The sequence below is a fragment of the Desulfovibrio sp. UIB00 genome (assembly GCF_022508225.1).
GTDB lineage: Bacteria > Desulfobacterota > Desulfovibrionia > Desulfovibrionales > Desulfovibrionaceae > Desulfovibrio.
Map to the genome: position 1 here is coordinate 135892 of NZ_JAETXJ010000005.1, position 23640 is coordinate 159531.

The 23640-nt window shown below is 57.2% G+C and carries 21 protein-coding genes; 13 read left to right on the forward strand and 8 right to left on the reverse strand.

All coding sequences use genetic code 11. The features are described 5' to 3' along the window. Window positions 1-81: 81 nt before the first annotated feature. Together JMF94_RS09805 and JMF94_RS09810 are read right to left on the reverse strand one after the other, a co-directional pair. The gene (locus JMF94_RS09805; RefSeq protein ID WP_240824919.1) at window positions 82-1836 is read right to left on the reverse strand and encodes a GNAT family N-acyltransferase; all 1755 of its coding nucleotides are present in this window, start codon (window positions 1834-1836) and stop codon (window positions 82-84) included. A 109-nt stretch (window positions 1837-1945) separates the two neighbouring features. Then, window positions 1946-2341 carry a TraR/DksA C4-type zinc finger protein gene (locus JMF94_RS09810; RefSeq protein ID WP_240824920.1) on the reverse strand — a complete coding sequence of 132 codons (396 nt, stop codon included), beginning with the start codon at window positions 2339-2341 and terminating at the stop codon, window positions 1946-1948. Between the two features lie 247 nt (window positions 2342-2588). Between JMF94_RS09810 and JMF94_RS09815 the strand changes: the two genes are divergently transcribed. From JMF94_RS09815 to JMF94_RS09830, 4 genes are all read left to right on the forward strand, one after another. Continuing rightward, complete coding sequence (locus JMF94_RS09815) at window positions 2589-3260, forward strand: PAS domain-containing protein (RefSeq protein WP_240824921.1); 672 nt, start codon at window positions 2589-2591, stop codon at window positions 3258-3260. 163 nt (window positions 3261-3423) lie between these two features. Next, window positions 3424-3798: a RidA family protein gene (locus JMF94_RS09820; RefSeq protein WP_240824922.1), complete on the forward strand. Its 375-nt coding sequence runs from the start codon at window positions 3424-3426 to the stop codon at window positions 3796-3798. Between the two features lie 76 nt (window positions 3799-3874). Then, window positions 3875-5059, forward strand: coding sequence for a dicarboxylate/amino acid:cation symporter (locus JMF94_RS09825; protein WP_022659625.1), 1185 nt, complete (start codon window positions 3875-3877; stop codon window positions 5057-5059). Window positions 5060-5106: 47 nt separating this feature from the next. Beyond that, entirely contained in the window at window positions 5107-6390 is a 1284-nt protein-coding gene (locus tag JMF94_RS09830; RefSeq protein WP_240824923.1) for an L-serine ammonia-lyase, iron-sulfur-dependent, subunit alpha, read from the forward strand. Window positions 6391-6632: 242 nt separating this feature from the next. Here the strand turns inward: JMF94_RS09830 and pdxT are convergent, their stop codons facing one another. Beyond that, complete coding sequence (gene pdxT / locus JMF94_RS09835; RefSeq protein WP_022659627.1) at window positions 6633-7211, reverse strand: pyridoxal 5'-phosphate synthase glutaminase subunit PdxT; 579 nt, start codon at window positions 7209-7211, stop codon at window positions 6633-6635. Further along, the gene (gene pdxS / locus JMF94_RS09840) at window positions 7211-8092 is read right to left on the reverse strand and encodes a pyridoxal 5'-phosphate synthase lyase subunit PdxS (protein ID WP_192113958.1); all 882 of its coding nucleotides are present in this window, start codon (window positions 8090-8092) and stop codon (window positions 7211-7213) included. The genes pdxT and pdxS overlap by 1 nt, the downstream gene beginning before the upstream one ends. Window positions 8093-8320: 228 nt before the next feature. Between pdxS and JMF94_RS09845 the strand changes: the two genes are divergently transcribed. The 8 genes from JMF94_RS09845 (at window position 8321) to JMF94_RS09880 (ending at window position 16638) form a co-directional block, all read left to right on the forward strand. Then, window positions 8321-9241 carry a hypothetical protein gene (locus tag JMF94_RS09845; protein WP_240824924.1) on the forward strand — a complete coding sequence of 307 codons (921 nt, stop codon included), beginning with the start codon at window positions 8321-8323 and terminating at the stop codon, window positions 9239-9241. Next, window positions 9238-9930 carry an HAD family hydrolase gene (locus tag JMF94_RS09850; RefSeq protein WP_240824925.1) on the forward strand — a complete coding sequence of 231 codons (693 nt, stop codon included), beginning with the start codon at window positions 9238-9240 and terminating at the stop codon, window positions 9928-9930. Before JMF94_RS09845 ends, JMF94_RS09850 begins: the two co-directional genes overlap by 4 nt. A 47-nt stretch (window positions 9931-9977) precedes the next feature. Beyond that, window positions 9978-10280 carry a YggT family protein gene (locus tag JMF94_RS09855; RefSeq protein ID WP_240824926.1) on the forward strand — a complete coding sequence of 101 codons (303 nt, stop codon included), beginning with the start codon at window positions 9978-9980 and terminating at the stop codon, window positions 10278-10280. Window positions 10281-10491: 211 nt separating this feature from the next. Continuing rightward, entirely contained in the window at window positions 10492-10719 is a 228-nt protein-coding gene (locus JMF94_RS09860) for a DUF465 domain-containing protein (protein WP_240824927.1), read from the forward strand. A gap of 25 nt (window positions 10720-10744) precedes the next feature. Further along, the gene (gene ilvB / locus JMF94_RS09865; RefSeq protein ID WP_240824928.1) at window positions 10745-12436 is read left to right on the forward strand and encodes a biosynthetic-type acetolactate synthase large subunit; all 1692 of its coding nucleotides are present in this window, start codon (window positions 10745-10747) and stop codon (window positions 12434-12436) included. Window positions 12437-12447: 11 nt separating this feature from the next. Next, window positions 12448-12936, forward strand: a complete 489-nt coding sequence (ilvN, locus tag JMF94_RS09870) for an acetolactate synthase small subunit (protein ID WP_022659634.1) — start codon at window positions 12448-12450, stop codon at window positions 12934-12936. Window positions 12937-13282: 346 nt separating this feature from the next. Beyond that, window positions 13283-14284 carry a ketol-acid reductoisomerase gene (gene ilvC, locus JMF94_RS09875; RefSeq protein ID WP_240824929.1) on the forward strand — a complete coding sequence of 334 codons (1002 nt, stop codon included), beginning with the start codon at window positions 13283-13285 and terminating at the stop codon, window positions 14282-14284. 554 nt (window positions 14285-14838) lie between these two features. Further along, a complete protein-coding gene (locus JMF94_RS09880; RefSeq protein ID WP_240824930.1) occupies window positions 14839-16638 on the forward strand; it encodes a methyl-accepting chemotaxis protein in 1800 nt (599 codons plus the stop codon). Window positions 16639-16785: 147 nt separating this feature from the next. Here the strand turns inward: JMF94_RS09880 and JMF94_RS09885 are convergent, their stop codons facing one another. Further along, window positions 16786-18273, reverse strand: coding sequence for a PLP-dependent aminotransferase family protein (locus JMF94_RS09885; protein WP_240824931.1), 1488 nt, complete (start codon window positions 18271-18273; stop codon window positions 16786-16788). Between the two features lie 73 nt (window positions 18274-18346). On the opposite strand from JMF94_RS09885, the gene JMF94_RS09890 reads away from it, so the two are divergent. Beyond that, entirely contained in the window at window positions 18347-19354 is a 1008-nt protein-coding gene (locus JMF94_RS09890) for a DMT family transporter (protein ID WP_240824932.1), read from the forward strand. 78 nt (window positions 19355-19432) lie between these two features. On the opposite strand, the gene JMF94_RS09895 is transcribed toward JMF94_RS09890, so the two are convergent. The 3 genes from JMF94_RS09895 to JMF94_RS09905 form a co-directional block, all read right to left on the reverse strand. Continuing rightward, the gene (locus JMF94_RS09895) at window positions 19433-21190 is read right to left on the reverse strand and encodes a methyl-accepting chemotaxis protein (RefSeq protein WP_346770017.1); all 1758 of its coding nucleotides are present in this window, start codon (window positions 21188-21190) and stop codon (window positions 19433-19435) included. After that, window positions 21090-21458: a hypothetical protein gene (locus tag JMF94_RS09900; protein WP_240824934.1), complete on the reverse strand. Its 369-nt coding sequence runs from the start codon at window positions 21456-21458 to the stop codon at window positions 21090-21092. Before JMF94_RS09900 ends, JMF94_RS09895 begins: the two co-directional genes overlap by 101 nt. Window positions 21459-21582: 124 nt before the next feature. Continuing rightward, a complete protein-coding gene (locus JMF94_RS09905; protein ID WP_240824935.1) occupies window positions 21583-23340 on the reverse strand; it encodes a methyl-accepting chemotaxis protein in 1758 nt (585 codons plus the stop codon). Window positions 23341-23640: the final 300 nt, after the last annotated feature.

A 23640-nucleotide genomic window follows, 5' to 3' on the forward strand; every position in this document is an offset into this window, starting at 1 on the left:
AGCCTGGAATAAAGATAAAAATTTCAGAGGGAGGGGACGAAAGGGGCACGCTTTCACAGAACATCCCGCTGCAGGTCTGCCCTACGCGGGCCAGCTGCCCTCGCGAAGTCTGCGCATGCCTTCCTCTCCCACATAGCGGCGCAACTGCTTGTCAGGGGCGTTGAGCAGATCCACCACCAGCAGGGCATCAAGGGTCCCAAAGGTTCTGTCTTCGTGAAAGGCGGCAATGCGCCCACCCAATTGCAGGTAGTGCTTAAAAAGGATGGGCAGGGTGCGCCCGCCCTCCATCTGCCGCACCAGCGCGTTGACGGACTTGTAATCAAGATGCTGGGCAAAGGGCAGTTCTTCCCGCAGCTTGCGGGGCTGTTTGCCGTGCACCAGACTTGCCAGAGGCGTATCCCAGTGGCGCAGGCGCAGGTGCCGCCAGAGCAGGTCTACCGATTGCGGGCGATAGTTGAGACCAATGCTGGCAGGGCCAAAGAGGGTACGCACGCCATTACGCAGGGCCATCTGCCCAATACCCTTCCATAGCAGAAGCAGGGGAGTGTAATCGCGCTGATATTCAGGGCAGACAAAGGCGCGTCCAAGCTCCAGCGCATTGCCGCATTGGCGGAAAAATTCCGGCTCGTACTCAAAAAGCGAGGCAGTGTAGAGGTGTTTTTTGTCATACTGCCATGTTCCTTCTGGTCGCACCACTCGTGCCCGGTATGAACCGGCAATGTTTTTGCCTTCTTCGTCCAGAAGCAGCAGGTGTGAATATTGCGGGTCGTAGCGGTCTGTATCCCGCGCCTGCCCAGATCCTTCCCCCAGCGCGCGAAAGGCCTCTTCGCGTCTTCTGGTCAGTTCGTCCAGCAGCAGGGGGGATTCGTTGCCCTCAAGCAGATAGACGCCGTAGCGGCCTTCGCGGGCCAGCATGCGGTTTTCCGGCAGGGCGGCAAGGCTGACCATGATATCCATCTTGGCAGCGGCAGGGGCCAGGGGCAGGCAATTGGCTGCATGCCCGGCTGCACCGTGTTCAGAACCCAGGGCAGAGCGGCAAAGCCCCAAACAGTGGGTGCGCTGCTCGTGGTTCAGCCCGGTCAGAATTTCTGCGGGGATGGCCTCGCCCACGATCATGCGGGCGGTGCTTCCCCTTTGTCTGAACAAGGTATTGGGCAGCAGAACCTCGCCGACGTTTTCCTTGAGCGCTGTTGCAGCGATAAACAGGGCGTTCTGCCGTACGCCCATATGCAAGGGAACAAAATTCAGGCCGGGGATATCGGCATTGCGCCCGCCAAGCCTGCTGAGCAGGCGCGACCATGGCTGCTCAGCAATGCCGCGTCCCAATTGCCAGCGGGCCACACGCCCGGAGGGGAAAATACCCAGTGCGCCGCCCGCCCGCAGGTGGGTCATGGCTGCGCGCAACACTGCGGCGTTGGCGGCTGCGCCGCCAGAAAGATTCAGGGGCAACAGCATGGGGGCAAGTTGCGCCAGTTGGGGAATGCGCAGCAAGGCATCGCTGGCAAGAATTTTGAGATCGGGACGTGCCTTGCCGCAGAGCGCAGCAAGCATCAACCCTTCAAGCGCGCCGGAGGGGTGGTTGGCAAAAAGCACCACCGGTCCGTGGGCAGGAATGCGCTCCAGATCGCCGCGCAGGCATTCCGTACGGACATCCAGCGCAGTGAGGCAGGCGGTGGCAAAGGTTTGAGGGTCGCCGCACTGGGGCAGTGTGTCGGCCATTTTTTCCAACCGGGCGAAACCCGAAAGCTGACGGGCCAGGGCGCGGGCCAGCCGCCCGACGCTTCTGACCAGCGGGCGGCCAGGTGCAAGGGGTAAAATATCAGCATTGCCGGGCATGGGGATTCTCCTGTGCTTGGGCTGGGCATGCGCGTGGGCGCATACCCGGCTGGTTCCGTTTCCTGCGCGTGGCGGCGAGCCGGGCCGGGCGAGGGTAATTTTCGTATGTCTAACAGTATTCGGCGCACACTTCCTGAGGAAGCGGCGTGGCCTTCATCTGGATCATATTTGTGCGCAGATCGTTTTCAATGTTCTGCTGGCATTCGCAGCAGCGGGTCGCCCCTGGTGCGGCCATGAGGCGGGCTAGGGGAATCTCTTCGCCGCATTCTTCGCAGCGGCGGGGGCCGCCGTGCCGCAGGAGCGCCACAAGGCTCTGGAGTTCACGAATGCGCTGGGAGCTGCGGCGGGCGCTGCAATGGGCTATGTGGGCCGCCTCAAGGTGGCTGGCTGCGTCCAGTTCGTCCGCGCAGTGCTGAGCCTGAAAAACATCGCGCAGCAGGGTGAGACGGTGCATTTCTTCGTTCAGTTCGCCCTGAAGACGCTGCAAAGTGTGCAAATTGTCCATGTCTGCCTCCTCCGGAGAATTTCCGATGGTTGAACTGTTGCTCTTGGGGCATCATGAATGTGCTGGTTTGCGTTATGGTGACGCCCATGTGAACTTGTGCGTCATGTTGGCGGCAAAGTGGTGGAGGCGGAGGCTGTGCTTTCTGAACAGATGCAGCTCAAGGGAAGATTTGTTGACAGGGGGGTGTTTGTGCAATAATTTTCTCATGCATATAATTTATCATCACGATGTAGCCAAGGAGGAAGTTGTGTCCGAATATAGAAAGCCCTCAACATTAGAGCGGTTTATCCCTATTGTGGACTTTCTGGGCGCTTTTTTGGGTGCGGACTGTGAAGTTGTGCTGCACGATGCCACCAGGCCGGACAGCTCCGTGCTTGCGATAGCCAACAGCCATATAAGCGGACGCCGTGTGGGATCGCCCATTACGGATATGGCGTTGCGGCTTATCAAGGACGGTACCTGGATGACCGCGCCTTTTATTACGGGCTATAAAACGCAGAGCAAGGATGGTCGTCAGCTCCATTCGGCAACATATTTTATCCGTGAAGACGATGGTTCTTTGGCGGGGATGTTATGTCTCAACATGGATGCGGCCCCGCTGATTGAGGCGCGCGATCTGCTTGAGCGCTTCATATCGCGAGCGCGAATGGAAAAGCCCAGGTCAGATGTTGAAAATGGGCATCCTCTTGAAACATTCGCTGAATCGCTGGAAGACCTGACCAGCAGTATTATCCAGCAAGCAGTGAATGGCGCGGATATCCCGCCGGATCGCATGACGGCAGATGAAAAAATAGCTATTGTACGCACCCTTAACGAAAAAGGAGTATTTTTGCTTAAAGGTGCGGTGGCGGTTGTGGCGCGCCATCTGGCAGCATCTGAGGCCACCGTTTACAGGTATCTGCAACGGGTTTCTTCCTGAAGTGTTTTCCGCACACATGATTTTTTTCTATCATATTGACAAAAAATTATTATCAAGATAATTTTGTTTCACTGCGATAGCTGTGCTTGCAGGGCGTGTGGTCTCCTTAACGGGGCAGCGCATAACATCTTGTTTTAACAACTTGTTAAGGAGAATCCGTCAAATGTCTCAGCGTATTGCAACGGAAAAGGCCCCAGCAGCCATTGGCCCGTACTCTCAGGGTATGGTCTGCGGCACCCTTCTTTTTACATCCGGTCAGATACCCGTTGATCCTTCCACCAAGGCTGTGCCCGACGATGTGGCTGCTCAGGCCCGGCAGTCGCTGGAAAATGTCAAGGCCGTTGTGGAAGCTGGCGGCAGCAGCATGGACCGTGTGGTAAAAACTACGGTGTTTCTGGCTGATATGGGTGATTTCGCCGCTGTGAATCAGGTGTACTCCACCTATTTTGCAGAGCCTTTTCCTGCCCGGAGTTGCGTACAGGTTGCGGCCTTGCCTCTTGGCGTAAAGGTCGAGATTGAAGCAATCGCCGCCCTGTAGGCGTAAGTGGGCTTAGCTGTCTGAGCATCGGCGGCATGGGGCCGCTGAACGGTACTTCATCGTCAGGAGACACCACATGTCCAAGAGCAAGAACGAATTCGGTCTTATTCTCAAGCTGCTGGCAGGCATTGTCATTGGCGCACTGATCGGTTTTGCGGCCAATGAAAATGTCATGCAGGTTGTAATGTCTCTCAAGTATGTTCTGGGCCAGATAATCTTTTACACCGTGCCGCTCGTTATCATTGCGTTCATTGCGCCTGCCATTACCCGGCTTGGACAGAACGCCAGCCGCATGTTGATTGCGGCGCTGGTCATTGCTTACATTTCTTCCGTAGGCGCGGCCACCATGTCTTGTCTCGCCGGATACGCCATTATTCCCCATTTGTCCGTTCCCACGGCGGTGGCGGCCCTGCATCCTCTGCCCGATGTGCTCTTCAAGCTGGATATCCCCCCGGTCATGCCGGTCATGACAGCCTTGGTAACGGCTATTCTCATTGGCATAGCATCGCTGTGGACACGTGCTGAAATCATGGTGCGCCTGCTGGACGAGCTGGAAGCCATCATGCTCAAGATCGTGAGCAACGTGGTCATTCCCCTGTTGCCGCTCTTTATTGCCGCCACCTTTGCCGGACTCGCCTACGAAGGTAGCCTCACGCGGCAGCTTCCCGTATTCTTGAAAGTTATCATTCTTGTGTTGCTCGGGCACTACATTTGGCTTGCCGTGCTGTACTCTATTGCCGGTATTGTGTCTGGTCGCAATCCCCTTGAGGTGCTGCGCCACTATGGCCCGGCCTACCTTACTGCTGTTGGCACCATGTCCAGCGCGGCGACGCTGCCAGTTTCCCTTTCCTGCGCATCGCGATCTTCCGTACTTTCCAAGGAAATGGTGGAGTTCGCCGTGCCGCTTGGGGCGACAATCCATCTCTGCGGCTCCGTGCTGACGGAAACTTTTTTTGCCATGACTATTTCCATGTTGCTGTATGGCTATTTGCCCAGCCCGGCGACAATGGCGGTGTTTATTGCCCTGTTTGGGGTGTTCGCCATCGGTGCTCCTGGCGTGCCTGGCGGTACAGTAATGGCTTCTCTTGGCATTGTGGTGAGTGTGCTTGGTTTTGATCCTGCCGGGGTGGCCTTGCTGCTCGCCATATTTGCCCTTCAGGATAGCTTTGGCACTGCCTGCAACGTTACCGGCGATGGCGCAATGGCCCTGATGCTGGAAGGCCTTTTCAACCGGTCAAAAGGCAAGGTCAGCCAAGCCTGAAAATCATGAATATAACAACCCCCTGCAATAAATGCGAGGAAGCATACATGCCCAATTCCCAATGGCCCAGTTTTATTGAACTGCTGCATAAGGAAGTAGTGCCCGCTCTAGGTTGCACAGAGCCAGTAGCCGTGGCGCTGGCTGCTGCCCATGCCGTTGAGGCTCTGGGTTGCCAGCCCGAGAACATAAAGGTGCTCGTTAGCGGTAATTTGCTGAAAAACGGCATGGGTGTTGGTGTGCCCGGCACCGGTGCCACGGGTATGAATATTGCCGCTGCTGTCGGGGCGATTGGCGGAAAGGCTGCGCGCGGGCTTGAAGTGCTGGCGGAGCTTACCCCCGAACAGGCCGAAGCGGGCCGCAATATGGTCGAAGCAGGCCGTGTCCATGTGGGCATTGCCGAAGGCTCGCCCCTGCTGTATGCGGAAGTTCTTGTGGAAGGCGGGGGCCATACAGGCCGGGCTGTGCTTGAGCATGAGCACACCAACATTGTGCGTATTGAGCGCGATGGCAAGGTACTGTTCAGCCGTGAAGAGCCAGAGGGCGCGGCAACTGCAAAAAGTGACGAGTGGCCGCTGTCCATTGCCGCCATTCACGAGTTTGCCACGCAGGCACCTTTTGAAGACATCAGCTTTATTCTTGAAGCCGCAAGGCTCAACGAAGCGGTGGCTCTGGAAGGCCTGGCCCGGGAATACGGCCTGCAGGTAGGACGCACCATTGATGGCAATATCCGCAAACGTCTTATGTCCGACGATGTGGCTACCCTGGCGGTCAAACTGACGGCTGCCGCTTCCGATGCGCGCATGGACGGCGTGATGATGCCTGTGATGAGCAATTCCGGCAGCGGGAATCAGGGCATAACCTGCACCATGCCGGTGGTGGCCTTTGCCATGCGGCTGGAAGCAGGGGACGAGGCTCTGGCAAGGGCGCTGATTATGAGCCACCTTACCTCAATTCACGTCAAGCATCGTCTGGGGCGGCTTTCGGCTTTATGCGGCGCTACGGTTGCCAGCATGGCCTCCGCCTGCGGTATTGTAATGCTGCTTGGCGGCGGGATAGAGCAGATTGACCGTACCATCCGCAATATGGTGGGCAACGTGGCGGGCATGATCTGCGATGGCGCCAAGACCGGTTGCGCCATGAAGGTTGCTTCGGCGGTAGGCGCGGGCGTGCAATCTGCCATGCTGGCTATGGATGGTATGGGCGTAACCCGCAATGAAGGCATTGTTGAAGACGATATTGAACAATGCATTGCCAATCTGGCCCGGCTGGGCTGCGACGGTATGGCTCAGGCTGACCGCGTGGTGCTGGACATCATGGTGGCGAAAAGCTGAGTTTGCTGTAGCGGCATTCCCTCAGTGGCAAAAGGCCAGAACTGAGCTGCAAGGGTCCCTTCCTGTCGTTGCCTTTACCAGTAATGGATAAGGTGCGTGGAAGGGGCCTTTTTTGTGATGTGGTAAACCCACAATCTGTTCAATGAGTTCTGGCTGCTTTGCGGGCTTCTGTACGCAAAAGCCCGTCCCGCAATGCGGAACGGGCTTTATATCAGGCTTTGTCGGCAGATTGCCGCAGCGGCCTACTTGCCGCAGAAGGACAGAAAGTAGCTGTGCATGCGCGTGTCTGGCGTAAGCTCGGGGTGGAAGGACGTGGCCAGAATATTGTTCTGGCGCACGGCTACCGCCTGACCGTCAACCTCTGCCAGCACCTTTACACCCGCGCCCACGCCGGTAATGACAGGAGCGCGAATGAAAACTGCCGGGAGGGGGTCTGCCCCGATCTCGGGTATGCTCAGATTGGTTTCAAAGCTGTCCACCTGCCTGCCAAAGGCGTTGCGTCGCACGGTGGCGTCAAGCACGCCCAGGCGGGGCTGATCCGAGTTTTCAATGTCGCGGCACAGCAGTATAAGCCCGGCGCAACTGCCATAAACGGGCATGCCGTCGAGTATGCGCTGGCGCAGGGGCTCAAGCATGTTCCATTCATTGAGCAGTTTGCCGATGGTGGTGCTTTCGCCGCCGGGAATGATCAGGGCATCAATGCCCTCAATATCCTTGAGCTGGCGCACCTCGCGGGCCGTTGCGCCAAGGCTGGCAACAGCGGCCACATGCTCGCGAAAGGCTCCCTGAAGAGCCAGAACGCCTACGCAAAGCTGCGACATTACCAACCCCGTTCCTGCATGCGTTCGGCAGAAGGAATGGTGGAAATTTCAATGCCCACCATGGGTTCGCCCAGATCGCGGGAGATTTCGGCCAGCATGGCGAAATCGTTGTAGTTGGTCACGGCCTGCACAATGGCCTTGGCGCGCTTGGCCGGGTCGCCGGACTTGAAGATGCCGGAGCCGACGAACACGCCGTCGCAGCCGAGGTGCATCATCATGGCGGCGTCAGCGGGGGTGGCAATGCCGCCAGCGGCAAAGTTCACCACGGGCAGGCGGCCTTCCTTGCGCACGGCGTAGCACACTTCAAGGGGAGCGCCGATTTCTTTGGCGTAGTTGGCAACTTCGGCTTCGGGCAGGCTGCACAGCTTGCGCACGTCGTCCATAACCTGACGGCAGTGGCGCACGGCTTCAACCACGTTGCCTGTGCCGGGTTCACCCTTGGTGCGGATCATGGCTGCACCCTCGGCGATACGGCGCAGGGCTTCACCCAGATTGCGGCAGCCGCACACGAAAGGCACGGTAAAATCGCGCTTGTCGATATGGTACTTGTCGTCAGCGGGGGTGAGCACTTCACTTTCGTCAATATAGTCGGCGCCCATGGCTTCAAGGATACGGGCTTCAACAAAATGACCGATACGGGCCTTGGCCATGACGGGAATGCTCACCACTTCCATGATGCGCTTGACGATGGTGGGGTCGGCCATACGGGCCACGCCGCCTGCGGCGCGAATATCGGCAGGTACGCGTTCCAGGGCCATGACTGCGCAGGCTCCCGCTGCTTCGGCGATCTTAGCCTGTTCGGGAGTGGTGACGTCCATGATCACGCCGCCTTTGAGCATTTCAGCAAGGCCTGTCTTCAGGCGGATGGTGCCCTGTTCCATATCTTTCTACTCCTTCTGAGCCGGAGGCCGGCTGGTGATGATGTCTGCATGCCGCACATGCGGCGGCTTTGCTGGCGTGTATATATGTCAATAAGCCGCACCTGACAATATGATACCTGACATGCTCCGCAGCAGGACATCCCGCCGCAAAAAACTTCCGTCATTGGCCCATGCGGCTTGCGCTTCGGGCGTCCTCTGGCTATGCTTAAGGACTCAAAAGGAAGTATGATGACAGAAAGTTTCCCCATTCTTTTGCCATTGCTTCGCGGCCCACTGCCTTTGCACGCTTTTGAAGCGTCCGCTCAGTCCGGCCAGGCCCCAGCCGCCGGAAAAGGATCAGACCCACACTGGGCTGGCGCTTTGCGTCTGTGGCCCGGTCTGCCTGATGCGCCTGCCGAAGGTTTTTTTTGTCCGGATACCTATCCCTTTTCACCCCGCGAGGCCGTGGCCTGCCTTGGCGATCTGCAACAGATGGGCGATGCGGCCCTTTCCGGCCTGCCGGTTGGCGCAGCCGCCGCTGGCAACGCGCGCGCCGCGCGCCGCAGCTCAGAAATGGCCATGCTCTCCGGCCTTGAAAAATCTGATGGCGATGCCGCAGCCGCTCTGGCGGCAGAAGCGGCCCGCAAGGAGCTGCTTGCGCGCACTCAGGCGCAGAAGACCCTGCTCTGGGTCTGGCAGCAGGAGGAAAGCCTGGCTGATCTGGCGGAGCTGACAGCGAGTTTTGCCAAAAATGCGGGCAGCCTGACAGCTTCTCTGGGGGTTGACCCGGATGAAGATATGGCCGGGCTGACGCCGGATGCCCTTACGGGCGACCTGGTGCGCCTTGGTTCGCCCATTGCGCTTGATACTGGCCTTGTGCCGCCGTGGCGGCTGGTGATGGCCAACGCGCTCTATTTTGTGCCGCCCCATGCGCCCATTATTATTGAAGGGGCCATGCGTGAAGATGTGCTGGATATGCTGGAATTTGTCCCGGCCCCAGAACGTCAGGGCCTGCTTGGCGCGCCGGAGTCGGCCTCCGCAGGCGCACCGCTGCCCGTGGCGGTAGAAGCCCGCGCCCCGGGCTGGAAACTGCTTGGGCATACCCGCCCCACAGGGCAGCCGCCGATTGACGCCGAGCGGGTGTGGATCACCTGGAGGGCCGGAGCATGAACAGCCAGCAGGCGCAGTCACTCACCGCGCAAGGTTTGTTCCCGCACGGCATTGCTGGCGTGATCTTTGACTGCGACGGCGTGATGATTGATTCGCGCGAGGCGAACAACATCTTTTACAATCGTGTTCTCGCCTGGTTTGGCCTGCCGCCCATGACCATTGAACAGGAAAACTACTGTTTCATGGCTACATCGCGTCAGGCATTGCTGCATATTGTGCCGCAGCCTCTGCACGGGCAGATCGACCATGTCATCCGCCACGAGGTTATTTACCAGCGCGATATTGTCCCCATGCTGCGCTTACAGCCCGGTTTTATGGACTTTATCGGCAATCTGCGGAGCAGGGGGGTGCGTATGGCCGTGCACACCAATCGAAAGCTCGATGGAATACAAACGGTTCTGGACATTTTTTCCCTGCCCTCCTATTTTAATCCTGTGGTCGCGGCGGATACCGCCGCACCCAAGCCTTCGCCCGAGGGTACGCGGCACATATGCGCCGCGTGGCAATGCCCTCCGCAACAGGTGCTTTTTGTTGGCGACAGCGAGCACGACAAGGAGGCGGCCCGGGGGGCGGGCGTGATATTTGCCGCATTTAATGGCGGCCCGTTACGGGGAGAGATTACGGCGGCGGATTATCCCGGTCTGCACAATGCGCTGGCCGCAGTGCTGCCGCCTGTTTCCGGCCTGTAAGGCCTGGACCCGTTGCGAATATAAAAGAAAGCCACGCTGGAGGGCGCATGATTGTTGTTGCCAATACCATGAGCGCTATTGCCCTGGTGCTCGGGTCTCTGCTTAGTCTGTATTTCTGGATTGTCATTATCGCGGCTGTGCTCACGTGGGTGCGCCCCGATCCGTACAATCCTATTGTGCGCACCCTGCGCACGCTTACGGAGCCTGTGTTTTACCGTGTGCGCAAATGGTTGCCGTTCACCTATTCAAGCGGCATGGATTTTTCGCCTGTGGTGGTGCTGCTGGCCATTGAGCTGTTTAACAGGATTGTCATTACCTCGCTGGCCCAGTACGCGATGACGCTTCATTAAAAGAACTGGCACCGCCGGAGGACTGATTTTTTACACATGCTCCATGCGGATGTCTGAGAATCCGCGCCAGGAGAACAAGCCCATATAACCTGTAGCCGCGCTGCACAAAGCCACATCGGCGCAGCGGCACAGGCGGGCTGATCCCCTTGAGCAAAAGCCTCAGTTGATGCGCAGGCAAAAGCCTATGAACATCTAACAATGGAGATTTCTTATGGATCAGCAAGAACTGGAACTGCTGGAAAAGTACGCTGCCACTGATCCGGAGCTGAAATCCCTTTGGGAAGATCACGTGCTCTACGAAAAACAGGTGGAAAAGCTCGAAGGCAAAGCCTTCCGTTCGCCCACTGAAGAGCAGACGCTCAAGCAATTGAAAAAGCAGAAGCTCGAAGGAAAAACCCAGCTCATGGCCGTTCTTGATCGTCTGAAGAAACAAGGATAGCCGGGCTTTTTTTAAGGAGTCGGACATGGAATGTACTGGTGCGCAGATTCTCCTTGAGTCCATGAAGCGAGAGGGCGTGGATGTGCTGTTCGGTTATCCGGGCGGTGCGGTCATTGATATTTATGATGAACTACCGCGACATCCCGAGCTACGCCATGTGCTGGTACGGCACGAGCAAGGAGCTGTGCACGCGGCTGACGGCTATGCCCGTGCCTCGGGCAAGACCGGCGTATGCCTGGTCACCTCGGGGCCTGGAGCTACCAATACGGTCACGGGCATAGCCACAGCCTACTCTGATTCCATTCCTCTGGTGGTGTTCACCGGGCAGGTGCCCACCCAGCTGATCGGCAACGATGCCTTTCAGGAAGTGGATATCGTGGGCATCACCCGGCCCTGCACCAAACATAATTTCCTGGTCAAGGATATCAGTAAACTGGCGTTGACCATCCGTCAGGCCTTTTACCTTGCACGTTCGGGCCGCCCCGGCCCGGTGCTGGTGGACCTGCCCAAGGACGTCATGCAGAAGCGGGCTGAATTTGTCTGGCCTGAAGACGTCTACATGCGCAGCTACAACCCCACTTACAAGCCCAACCTGAACCAGTTGCGCCGCTCGGTGGAAGAACTGGCAAAGGCCGAGCGTCCGGTGATTCTGGCGGGCGGCGGGGTTATTCTGTCCAACGGTGCGGAGGCCCTTACCGGGCTTGCGCGCAAGCTGAACATCCCTGTTACCTGCACCCTCATGGGGCTTGGGTCTTTTCCGGCCACAGACCCCCTGTGGCTGGGCATGGTGGGCATGCACGGCACCTACGCGGCCAACCTTGCCATCAATAACTGCGATGTGCTGATGTGCGTGGGCGCGCGCTTTGACGACCGCGTTACCGGCAAGCTGGCGGCCTTTGCGCCCAAGGCCCGCATTGTGCATATCGACATTGACCCCACGTCCATTCGCAAGAATGTGGAGGTGCATGTGCCTGTGGTTGGCGATTGCCGCTTGGCGCTGGAAGGCATTGCCGAAATCTGCGAGGCCAAGCTGGAAAACAAGGACTGGGCGGGTGAACATGCCGCCTGGATTGCCGCCGTGGCCGAGTGGAAGGCAAGCAAGCCCCTGTGTTACCAGTGCAATGGCAACATCAAACCGCAGTCGGTCATTGAAGCTCTTTACGACATCACCGGCGGCGATGCCATCATCGCCACCGAGGTGGGACAGCACCAGATGTGGGTGGCCCAGTTTTATTCGTTCACCAAGCCGCGCACCCTGCTGACCAGCGGTGGCCTCGGCACCATGGGCTACGGTTTTCCCGCTTCGGTGGGGGCGCAGTTTGCCTTTCCGGATAAAAAGGTCATTGCTGTGGCAGGCGACGCCTCGCTGCAGATGAACATTCAGGAGCTGGCAACCGTAGTGGCCAACAAGCTGCCTATCAAGGTCGTCATTCTGAACAACCGCTACCTGGGCATGGTGCGCCAGTGGCAGGAGCTCTTTTACAACAACAACTACAGTTCCACCAACATGGAAGCCCAGCCCGACTTTGTGAAGCTGGCCGAGGCCTACGGGGCCGAAGGCTATCGCATTGAAAAGGCTGAGGACATGCGGGCCGTGCTTGAAAAGGCCCTTGCTTCGCCCAACCCTGCCTTTATTGACGTGGTAGTAGAGCGCGAAGAAAACGTGTACCCCATCGTGCCCGCTGGTGCGGCGCTTGATGAAATGTTGCTGGTGTAAGGGAGATGGCTATGCAACGACATGTGCTTTCCGTGCTGGTGGAAAACGAACCCGGTGTGCTTTCCCGCGTGGCTGGCCTGTTCAGCGGGCGCGGCTTCAATATCCATTCCCTCAATGTGGCTCCGGCTCTGGAAGAGGGCGTTTCGCACATGACCATCACCACCGATGGCGACAGTCTTATTCTGGAGCAGATCATGAAGCAGCTCCACAAGATTGTTTCGGTCATCAAGGTGGTGGATTTTGCGGATATTCCCGCTGTGGCACGCGAAATGATCTTTGTTAAGGTGCAGGCAGAAGGCCCCATGCGGGGCGAAATTCTGCGAACTGTTGAAATATTCCGCTGCAAGGTGGTTGATGTCAGCCCCAATGAAATGACCATTGAGGCCACTGGCGACCAGAACAAGCTGGACGCCATCATCAGCCTGTTGCAACGGTTTGGAATCAAGGAACTGGCGCGCACAGGCGCAGTTGCCATGCGTCGTTCCAAGAAAACGGATTAGGGTTCCGGGACGCGAAGGACAGCCTTTTGCCGGGGTGTTTGACACAAGACACCCCACGAGGCATGGCTGCCCCTGCGCGTAAAGAACCCGGTCGCGCGGCCATGCGCCGCGAGATTACAGGAGCGTTAGCCCGTGAGCGTGTCAATGGCCCACAAGGTCTCCTTGACAGCGCGCATGAGGTCGGGGTGGTGCGTATATCCATTCAAACCAGCCCGGGTCATTGGCAAAGCGTCCCACAGGCGGCCTTGCCCGCCGTATCCAGTCGGCCCCCCTCTGTCCTTGCCGCAAGGGCGGGAAGGAATGTATTTTTTTTGTCTAACCGTGAGTGATCTCAGAGGATGTTCAGATGAAAGTTTATTACGATCAGGATGCAGACCTTAATTGTTTGAAAAACAAGACCGTGGCCATCATCGGTTATGGCAGTCAGGGCCATGCCCATGCCCAGAATCTGCGTGATTCCGGCGTCAAGGTTGTGGTGGGTCAGCGCCCCGGCGGCGCCAACTACGAGTTGGCCAAGGAACACGGCTTCACCCCCGTGTCTGCTTCCGAGGCCGCCGCTCAGGCCGACCTGATCATGATTCTGCTGCCTGACGAAGTGCAGGCCGCCGTGTACGAAAACGACGTGAAGCCCCACCTGACCAAGGGCAAGGCCCTGTTGTTCGCCCACGGCTTCAACATCCATTTCAGCCAGATCCAGCCGCCCAAGGATGTGGACGTGTTCCTCATCGCCCCCAAGGGCCCCGGCCATCTGGTGCGCCGCACCTTCACTGAAGGCGGTGGCGTGCCCTGCCTCGTGGCCATTCATCAGGACGCCACCGGCGAAGCCCTCAAGATTGCTCTGGCCTATGCCAAGGGCATCGGCGGCGCTCGCTCCGGCGTTATTGAAACCTCCTTCCGTGAAGAAACGGAAACCGACCTCTTCGGTGAACAGGCCGTGCTTTGCGGCGGCGTTTCCGCCCTGATCAAGGCCGGTTTTGAAACCCTCGTGGAAGCCGGTTATCAGCCCGAAATGGCGTACTTTGAATGCATGCACGAAATGAAGCTCATCGTTGACCTCATGTACGAGGGCGGCCTTTCCCGCATGCGTTACTCCATCAGCAACACCGCTGAATACGGCGACTACGTCACCGGCCCCCGCCTGATCACCGAAACGGTGAAAAAGGAAATGAAGGGCGTGCTCAAGGACATCCAGAGCGGCGTGTTTGCGCGCAACTTCATTCTTGAAGCCCGCGCCAAGTACCCCATGTTCCTCACCACCCGCCGCAACGAATCTGAACACCAGATCGAAAAGGTGGGCAAGGAACTGCGCGGCATGATGTCCTGGCTCAAGAAGGACAAGAAAGACTAGTTCCGCTGTTTCAGCCGCAGGCTGAAAGCGTTTTGTTGGGGCTTTTCGCGGTATTTCCGTGAGAAGCCCCATTTTTTTATCCGCTGAAAAATAACAAAGCCGATGTCCTTCATGGAGCCTGCCCGTAGAGGATTGGGACGCAGCCGACATGATTCTAGGCTGACAGGGGATATTGCCATAGTAAATTGATCAATTTTATCGACTTCTGCATGTTGCAAAAATAGTTACTGTTTGCCACAATCAGGCCATACAGCTTGTATATAAAGTTGTTGTCTTCCATGCGCCGGAGCATCCTGCGGGCTGCCTCGGTGTGCCGTATTTTACGGGCATGGCCTTTCCGCTTTTGGTTTTATCATGTGTGCATTGCTTCCCGCCTTTGCCTTGCGACCGCCCATTTATGTAGCCAGTTACGCTGGTATGACCTGCTCTGGCATTGTGTCCGCGCTGTACTTTTTGCGTTCCGCGCCCGCTGCAACAGCGTGTGCTTGCGCAGGAGGGTTGGTGCGGCTTTTCGGCGTGTCGGTTTGCACCTTGATTTTTCAGGAGATTAAGACGTGCTCAGAAATTTCAGCATCAGTCAGCGAATTATCTTTTTTGTCATCATCATGATCGCCCTGATTATTTCCATCGCGGGCCTGTCCGTGCGCATGACGGAAGGCGTCATTGCTGACGGCACGGCACTTGCCAAAGAAATGCTGCTCGACTCCCAAAGGGCGCGCATCAAGGATATCACGCACTCCCAGGCGCTTGGTCTGGCGGCCATGACGCAAGGCCAGTCCGAGGCCGAGCAGTTGCGCATCATTGCGCAGTATGTGGACAGCGCCCGGTTTGAGGATGACAGCTCCGGGTATTTTTATGTGTACAAGGGCACGCTCAGCGCGGCCCATCCCTTGCAGAAGCAACTGATCGGCAAGGATCTGGCTTCAACCGCTGACAGCAGGGGCGTTCACTATGTTAGTGAACTGTACAGGGCCGCGCAGCGCGGCGGCGGGTTTGTGGATTTTGTGTTTCCAAAGCCCGGCTCTGGCGACGTGTTCAAGCTGGGCTATGCGGAAGCTATTGCGGGCACGCCCTTCTGGATTGGCACGGGCGTGTATATCGACAATGTGGACAAGGCCGAAAGTCGCCTCATCACCACCATGCGCTCCATCCTGCACAGCCAGCTGGCAATCTATGGCGGTGGTTTTTTGGCGATACTGTTGCTGGTGGTCTGCCCGCTTTCCTATGCTATGGTCGTGTCCATAACTCGCCCTCTTGCGGGCATAACCCGGCATGCTCGCGCCGTGGCGCAAGGCAATCTTGATGAAGAATTTGAAACAACAGGGCGCGATGAAGTGGCGACCCTGCAACAGGCCTTGAGCGCAATGGTTGTGAAGCTCAAGGAGTTTATCGGTCAGGCCGAGGAGCAGAGCCGTCTTGCTGGTAAGGCCGCCAGTGAAGCCCAGCAGGCGCAGGCGGAGGCTCTCGAAGCCGAGCTCAAGGCAAAGGACAAAGCCGCTGCCATGCTCCAGGCTGCGGAAAGGCTGGAGCGGGTTGCCCAGGCTGTGAGCACTGCCTCTACCCAGCTTTCGGCCCAGATAGAGCAGTCGGACAAAGGGGCTGTGCATTCCGCCCAGATGCTTGCAGAGGCCGCAACAGCCATGAACCAGATGAACGCCAGCGTGCAGGAGGTGGCGCTGAGCGCCGCAACCGCATCTGACGCGGCCAGCCAGACACGTGAGCGCGCTCTGAGCGGAGCGGGCATTGTGGAAAAGGCCGTGCAGAGCATTGGTCATGTGCACGAAGTTTCGTTGCGGCTCCGGGATGGCATGGCCGAACTTAACGACCATTCACAGGCCATTACGCGCATCATGGGCGTTATTTCGGATATTGCCGACCAGACCAACCTGCTTGCGCTCAATGCCGCCATTGAAGCTGCCCGAGCGGGCGATGCTGGGCGCGGCTTTGCCGTGGTGGCGGATGAGGTGCGCAAGCTGGCGGAAAAAACCCTCGCCTCAACCCAGGATGTGGGCAACGCCATCAAGGCCATCCAGGAAAGCACGGCCAAGAGCGTTTCGGACATGGACAAGGCTGTGGGGCAAGTGGAGCAGGCCACGGATTTTGCCAATCAGTCGGGCAAGGCTCTGGAAGAAATCGTGGCTACTGTAGAAGCCACCGCCAACCAGGTGAACGCCATTGCCGAAGCCAGCGGGCAACAGTCTGCTGCCAGCGAAGAAATCAACCATTCAATTGATGATGCCACACAGGTCGCCCACCAGACGGCGGAGGCCATGGACGAAGCCCAAAAGGCCGTGGCTGATCTGGCAGTTCAGACCAGGGGGCTGGCCGATCTGATTGTGGATATGAAAAACTAGGGGCTGTCTCTTTGTAACACTGCGGGTCTCTGTGCGGTGCAAAACCGTGCAGAGGCCCTTTTGCATTCAGGGTGCGGAAGCCTTCTGGAAGTAGTCTGGCGGGTCGTCCTCTCTGGTCCTCCTGGTGCTGGCGGCTATTTGCTCCTCTCAATGCAGCCATTCCGCCCAGGCCGTTTTAAGCCGCGTCACGCAATCTGGTATGTCTTCAAGGCGAATTTTGCCAAACCCCAGAAACAGCGTGTCGGGCGGGCAGTCGGCCTTGTCCTGCCAGAACTGCATGGTGGGGTAGACCCGCACCCCCTGCTCCAGGGCTTTTTTTATGAGCAATTTCTGATCAATACCGGCAGAAAAACGCAAAAGAAAATACTGGCCCGTTCCGTTGCCTGTAATGCGCAGGCCCGATCCAAGACGGGAAAATTCCTGAATGAACAGCTCAAGGCGGTTTTTGAACACATGGCTCAGACGGCGGATATGCCTGTCGTACTGGCCGGTTTCGAGCAGGCGACCAATAATATACTGGTTCAGTACGGGGACGGTGCTGTTGTATTCGTCAAACATTTCGCGAAAAGCGGTGGCAAGCTGCGGCGGCAGAATCATGTACCCCATGCGGATGGAAGGGGATATGCCCTTGGAAAATGTGCCAAGATAGATGACCCGCGCTTCCGAATCTATGGACTGCAGCGAAGGAATGGGCTTGGAATAGTAGCGCATCTCGCTGTCAAAGTCGTCTTCAAGCACGTAGACGTTGTTGCTCTGCGCCCAGCGCAACAGGGCATGTCTGCGCCCGATGGGGAGCGTGACACCGGTGGGGAACTGGTGGGATGGCGTGGTATAGATGGCAAATGCCTGCGGCCTGTGGGGCAGGTCGGCCACTTTCAGGCCGTTTTCATCCACGGGTACGGTCTCAATGGGCAGGTGGTTGTTGCGGAATACAGCGGCCGCCTTGTTGAAGCCGGGTTCTTCCATCAGAATTTTTTGCCCGCGCCGGGCTGCTATTTTGCACAGATATTCCAGCGACTGCTGCAAACCGCAGGTTATGACGATCTGGTCTTCCGTGCAGTTCACGCCGCGAATGCGTTTGAGGTAGCCCAGCAGGTTTTTGCGCAGGTAGGGTTCGCCCTGCATGACCTGCAAGGCAGAAATTTTTTCTTCTCTCTCCAGCATCTCAAGGCATTCAAAGGTGTATTTTTTCCAGAGGCTTTTGGGAAAAAGGTCAACCGTGTGGCTGCTGTTTGTCAGGTCGTAAACCAGGGGCTGCCCGTGAATCTGCGCCTGCCTTTGGGCATAAATTTCTGGCTGCGCGGGGCGCTGCGCAGGTTGTGGCGCTGTGTGCCCTGTTGGCGCGGCTGGGGCGTCAATGATGGGAACATGCTGCACCACAAATCCTACCCCCGTGCGGGCGGCTATATAGCCCTCCGCCACCAGTTGACTATAGGCATTGTCCACAGTATTGCGGCTGACCCCCAGCATGGATGCCAGCGTCCTGCTGCCGGTCAGGATCGTGCCCTCTGCAAGCGCGCCGCAGGCAATATCCTGCTTCAACTGGCTGTATATCTGCAAATACAGCGGCCCGGAGCCGTTCTTGCCCGTGCTGATCATGTCTGCCCCCAGGTGGCACCATAAAATATGTATCATGTGGCACTTTTGATGGTGCCATGCCCACTGTATCAAAGGGGGCAGCAAACACAATAAAAGGATGGGGGGCTCCATGTCCACGCAAGACGATACTGCGCCGCAGGGCGGAATGTGGCGGGGGAACGGCACAAAATATGTTCTGCTGGCGGTGCTGGCAGTGGCCTTTTTGGCCACCGGGGGTATCTTTGTGCGCCAGAGCGGTCTGTCGCCCATCAATACGGGCATGTACCGCATGCTTTTTTCTATCCCGCTGCTCTGGCCGTTGGCCTATGGCAGGCTTGGGCGGCTCAGCGGCAGGGATGTCGTCCTGCTGCTGTTATCCGGCCTGTTCCTGGCGGGCGATGTGGCCCTGTGGAACACGGCATTCAGCTATACAACGGTTGCCAATGCCAACCTGCTCACCAATCTGACGCCGTTCACGGTTATTCCGGTCTCATATTTTCTGTTTCACGAGCGACTGCCGAAGCTGTTCATTCCCGGCGCGGCTGTTACCCTTGCCGGGGTGGTGCTATTGGTGGGGGGCAAGGCCAGCCCTGTGCCGGGCAACTATTTTGGTGATTTTCTGGCACTGGCTGCGGCCTTTTTTTACGCGGGATTTCTGCTCATTGCCTACCGCCTGCGCGACAGGATGGAAAGCAGCGTCATCATGCTTGGCAGCGCCGTTGGCGGGCTTGTGGGCCTTTTTTTTGCCTCGTGGGGCGTGGAGGGTTTGCAGATTCCGCGAAGTTGGGATGATCTGTGGCCCATACTGGCTCTTACGCTCTGCGTGCAGGTAATAGGGCATAACATGCTCACGCATTGTCAGGGCAAGCTCAGCGTCAATCTTTCTTCGGTGATATGCCTTTGCCAGCCTGCCATTGCAGCTGTGTACTCGTGGGCCATATTTTCAGAGAAATTGTCTGGGCTGGAAGTTATGGGCATAGGGGTGGTGCTGGTGGGCGTCTATATTGTCAAAAGGCAGTATACGCCAAGCAAGGATTGCGTTGCCGGGGCCGGACAAAAGGGCGCTGGCTGGCTGCCCCCTGTGATCGCCCGCTGGCTGGGCAGGCGGTGCAAGCCTGCCGTGGCGGAAGAGCCGTAGAAAAAAAATATTTCGGGCCGATGGGGCTTTTCCGTCAGAGACTCGCATTGTCCTGACGGAACAGCCCCTTCTTTTGTGCTACTGTTGCATGCTGGACATGAGATCCATAAGATTTTGGGTCTGCCCTGCCAGTTCGGCCACGGCATCTGCCGCTTCGCGCATGGCGGCAGAGGTCTGACGCGACATTTCGCTTATCTGGGTTATGGCGCGGCTTACTTCATCGCTGGCGGCAGACTGCTGCTCGCTTGCGGCGGCAATGGCATTGACCTGGTCCGCCGTGCCCTCAACCGTGGCCACAATATCGGTCAGGGCCGCACCAGACTGGCTGGCGTAGGTATTGGCTTCTTCAATCTGCCTTGCGGCCTTGTCCACAGAATCCATGCTCTGGGTAGCGCTGGACTGGATGGCCTTGATGGCGTTGGCAACGTCATGGGTGGAGGCCATGGTTTTTTCCGCCAGTTTGCGCACTTCATCCGCCACCACGGCAAAACCGCGCCCGGCATCGCCAGCTCGGGCAGCCTCGATAGCCGCGTTGAGGGCAAGCAGGTTGGTCTGGTCGGCTATGTCTGAAATAACGCCCATGATGCGGTTGATGTTTTGGGTGTGTCCGTGCAGTTGGGCCATGTCGTCCTTGAGCGTCATGGAGGCCTGATGCACCTGATCAATGCTGCGCAGTGAACGCTTGACGATTTCTGAGCCGTTTTCCGCCTTGGCGCGGGTTTCTGTGGAGGCCTGCGAGGCAACGGACGCGTTGCGCGCCACTTCCTGCACAGTGGCATTCATCTGCTGCATGGCAGAGGCCGCCTCGCCCAGTCGGGCCGATGTCTCTTGCGCGCCTTTATCTGACTGTTCAATCTGCGCGGCCAGGCGCGCGGTAGCTGCACTCACTATCCGGGCCACCTCCTGAAGCCTGGCGGCGGCCATCCGCAGAGATTCGCTTTTGTTTTGGGCTTCTATATTGGCGGTTTCCGTCTGGCGCAATGCTTCGGTTGCCTTGGCGGATTGCTCCCGAGCCACCAGCGATTCGCGTTGAGCACTTTCGATATGGGTTTTCAGCGCCAGCACCATGGCGACTATGGAAGCGTACACGCCGACGCTGTCGCTATTTGCGTCATGAATGTCGTAGTCTCCGGCGGCAACACGGCTTGCCACTGCCTGGAGTTCGCCGGGGTCTTTGCCAAGTTGATGCTTTATGGAGCGCGAAAGTGCAAGAGAAACGATGATGCTGAAAAATACGGCGGCAGCACTGAGCGCATATGCGCCTTTAACGGCGCTTTCGCCTAAGGTAACGGCCTCGGCAGACACCTGTTTGTTGTCTGACTTGGTAAGTGCCATCAGTTCTTCATAGAGTGGCTCAATGCTGTTGAATAAGGGCGTGTATTTCTTTTCAAATATGTTTATTGCCTCTCCGCGTTCTTCACATTGCACAAATGCAAGGATTTCTTTGCGTACAGTGTTGAGCTTGCGAGAAATTGCATCAATTTTTTCTATCAGTTCCTTTGCCGCTGCATGATGCTGGTCTTCGGATTCACCCACAATGGAAAAATATCTATCATGATTTTCCCTGATTGAATCCATCGTGCTGGTGATGTTGGAGGAATAGCGTTCGATCTCTGCTGGCGATGTTTGTGAAATAAGCGCCAATACGTCAGAGCGAATAATCCAGAATTTCAGATGCATTTCCTGAAGTTCTATGAGCGATGGGAGTAACGATGTATCTATTTCAATGAATCTTTTATTCATTGCAGAAATGTTTTTGATCGACATGCCACTCATCGCAAGCAGAACAAGTGTAATGAAAAAGAATGATAATCCAAGTTTTACAATCAGTCGCATAATCTTTCACCTCCTGGGTTTGTGCTACAGACACTTGCGATGAATGTATAACATATGCAAAGAGCGTGCTAAATTTTTTCAATGGCATGAAGGACAAAATATACAACAACGCGGTGGTTTTTCTGAACCACCGCTTTGTACGTGCCATGCAGTGTGTGGGGGATGCCGTCGCAAGCTGGGATAAATCGTGATTCATGGCTTCTGCCAATTGCATGAGGTTGCTGGCTTGGGCGGAAAGGTTGGTTATGGCCTCTGCCGCCTCGCTCATGGCTGTCTAAAATATAAAGGCAGTTGATCAGACTCCCAGGATGACACAGCAAACAAAAACGCCGACCCGGAGGTCGGCGTTTTTGCAACGAATGTTGCAGACATCCAGGGATGCCCTGAAAAAACTACTGGGCGCGCATCTGCGCAATAAGGCCCGAAAGCCCGTTGGCCTGGGCTGCCAGATCTTCCACAGCTTCAGTGGCTGCACGCATGGCAGAGGCTGTTTGACGGGACATGCCGTTGATCTGGTCAATAACGCTTGTGACCTGATCGCTGGCGGCAGACTGCTCCTCGCTGGCAGAAGAGATGGCGGTAACCTGATCAGAGGTGGATTCCACCATCACAACGATATCTGTCAGCGCTTGCCCGGATTGCTGGGCAAAATCATTGGCCTGCTCGATCTGAAGGGCAACGTTATCCACAGAATCCATGCTCTTTGCGGCACTGTCCTGAATGGCTGTGATGGCGTTGGCCACGTCATGCGTGGAATTCATTGTTTTTTCCGCCAGTTTGCGCACCTCATCAGCGACCACGGCAAAACCGCGCCCGGCATCGCCAGCTCGGGCGGCTTCAATAGCGGCATTAAGGGCAAGCAGGTTGGTCTGGTCGGCAATATCCGAAATAACGTTCATGATGCGGTTGATATTTTGCGTATGTTCCCGGAGCTGCGCCATATCGTTCTTGGTCGCCAGCGAAACATGGTGCACCTCGCTGATGCTGTGCAGGGAGCGCTTGACGATTTCCGCGCCTTGTTCGGCCTTTTGGCGCGTTTCCAGCGAGGCGGCATTGGCGGCTGCGGCGTTTTGCGCCACCTGATGCACGGTCTTGTTCATCTGCTGAATAGCGCTGGCTGCCTCAGTCAGCCTGAGCGACGTCTCGCATGCGCCCTTGTCAGACTGCTCAATGTGCGCAGCCAGTCGCGTTGAAGCGTCGCTCACAACCTGCGCAACCTGCTGAAGACCCTCAGAAGCGGCGCTCATTGCTTCGGCTTTGCGCTGAGCTTCAACGCTTGCTGCCTCCGCCTGCCGCAGGGCTTCTTCTGCCCGCTGGGCGCTTTGCCTGGCATTTTCCGATTCCTGGTGCGCCCTTGCCATGTTTTCCTTAAGCGTCTGCGCCATGGAAACCATGTCTGCATACACGCCGGTTTTGGCACTGCCATCGTCAATATCGTAATCGCCGTTGGCAACCCGGCGGGCTATGACGGCCAGTTCGCCGGGGTCTTTGCCCAGTTGCCGCCCCACAGAACGCGTGAGCAGCCAGGTAATGCAGATGCTGATGATAACGGCAGCCAGAGTGATGGCAATGGACATGTTGCGGGTTTTTTGCCCTGCATCGGTGGCGCTTTGGGCCGCAAGCTTGCTGCCTGTGATGTTCATATGTACGACTTTGCCATAGGTTTCGCCAAGTTCCTGAAACACTGGGCGGTATTTTTTGTCAAAGGCCACGTTTGCCACGCCGCGCCGTCCATCCAGCACCCCCTTGATGATGCCTTCGCGCGCCTTGCTTTCCTGCAAGGAAAGGTCGGCAATGCGGGCCATAAGGGACTTGCCTTCCTCACTATCCATGCCGGGGGTGGCGCTGCGCAGTTGCAGATAGGCAGCCTGATCACGTTGGATGGAATCCATGGAATCCTGAAGATTTTTTTCGTACTTGCGGATCTCGTCGGCGTAGGTTTGCGACATTATTGACGCAAGATCGGCGCGGAGCGAATTGAGCTGCACATTCATGGACTGGATGGCAGTGACAGAAGGCAGCCATGCCTCGTCAATCTCGCGCACCTTGCCGTTCATTTCGCCCACGTTGTGCATGGTGACGGCAGAAGACACCAGAATGACAGCGATGAGACTGCCGAAAGAGAGCACAAGTTTTGCGCCTAGTTTCATGTGAGGCATCCTCCACGTTCAGCTGAAACTGCCCTGTTTGCCCAGGGCAGCGCTGTTGACAGCATAGAGCAGATGAACTTGAACAAGTTTGTCTGTTCACGCGGATTCTGAAAATCCGCGCCACGAAATGCTCTGGTGGGCCGTAGGGGGGCGGCCCAGAAACTGACAGTCTGGCGGAATGCTTGAATACGCCGAAATTCAGAAGTCCGATTGCCAAACGTTGCCAGTAGGGGGCAACGCGATGGGGGGAGCAATCAGATGCGGCATGGCGCGGCAGCAGGAATGAGCCGGACAGAGCCA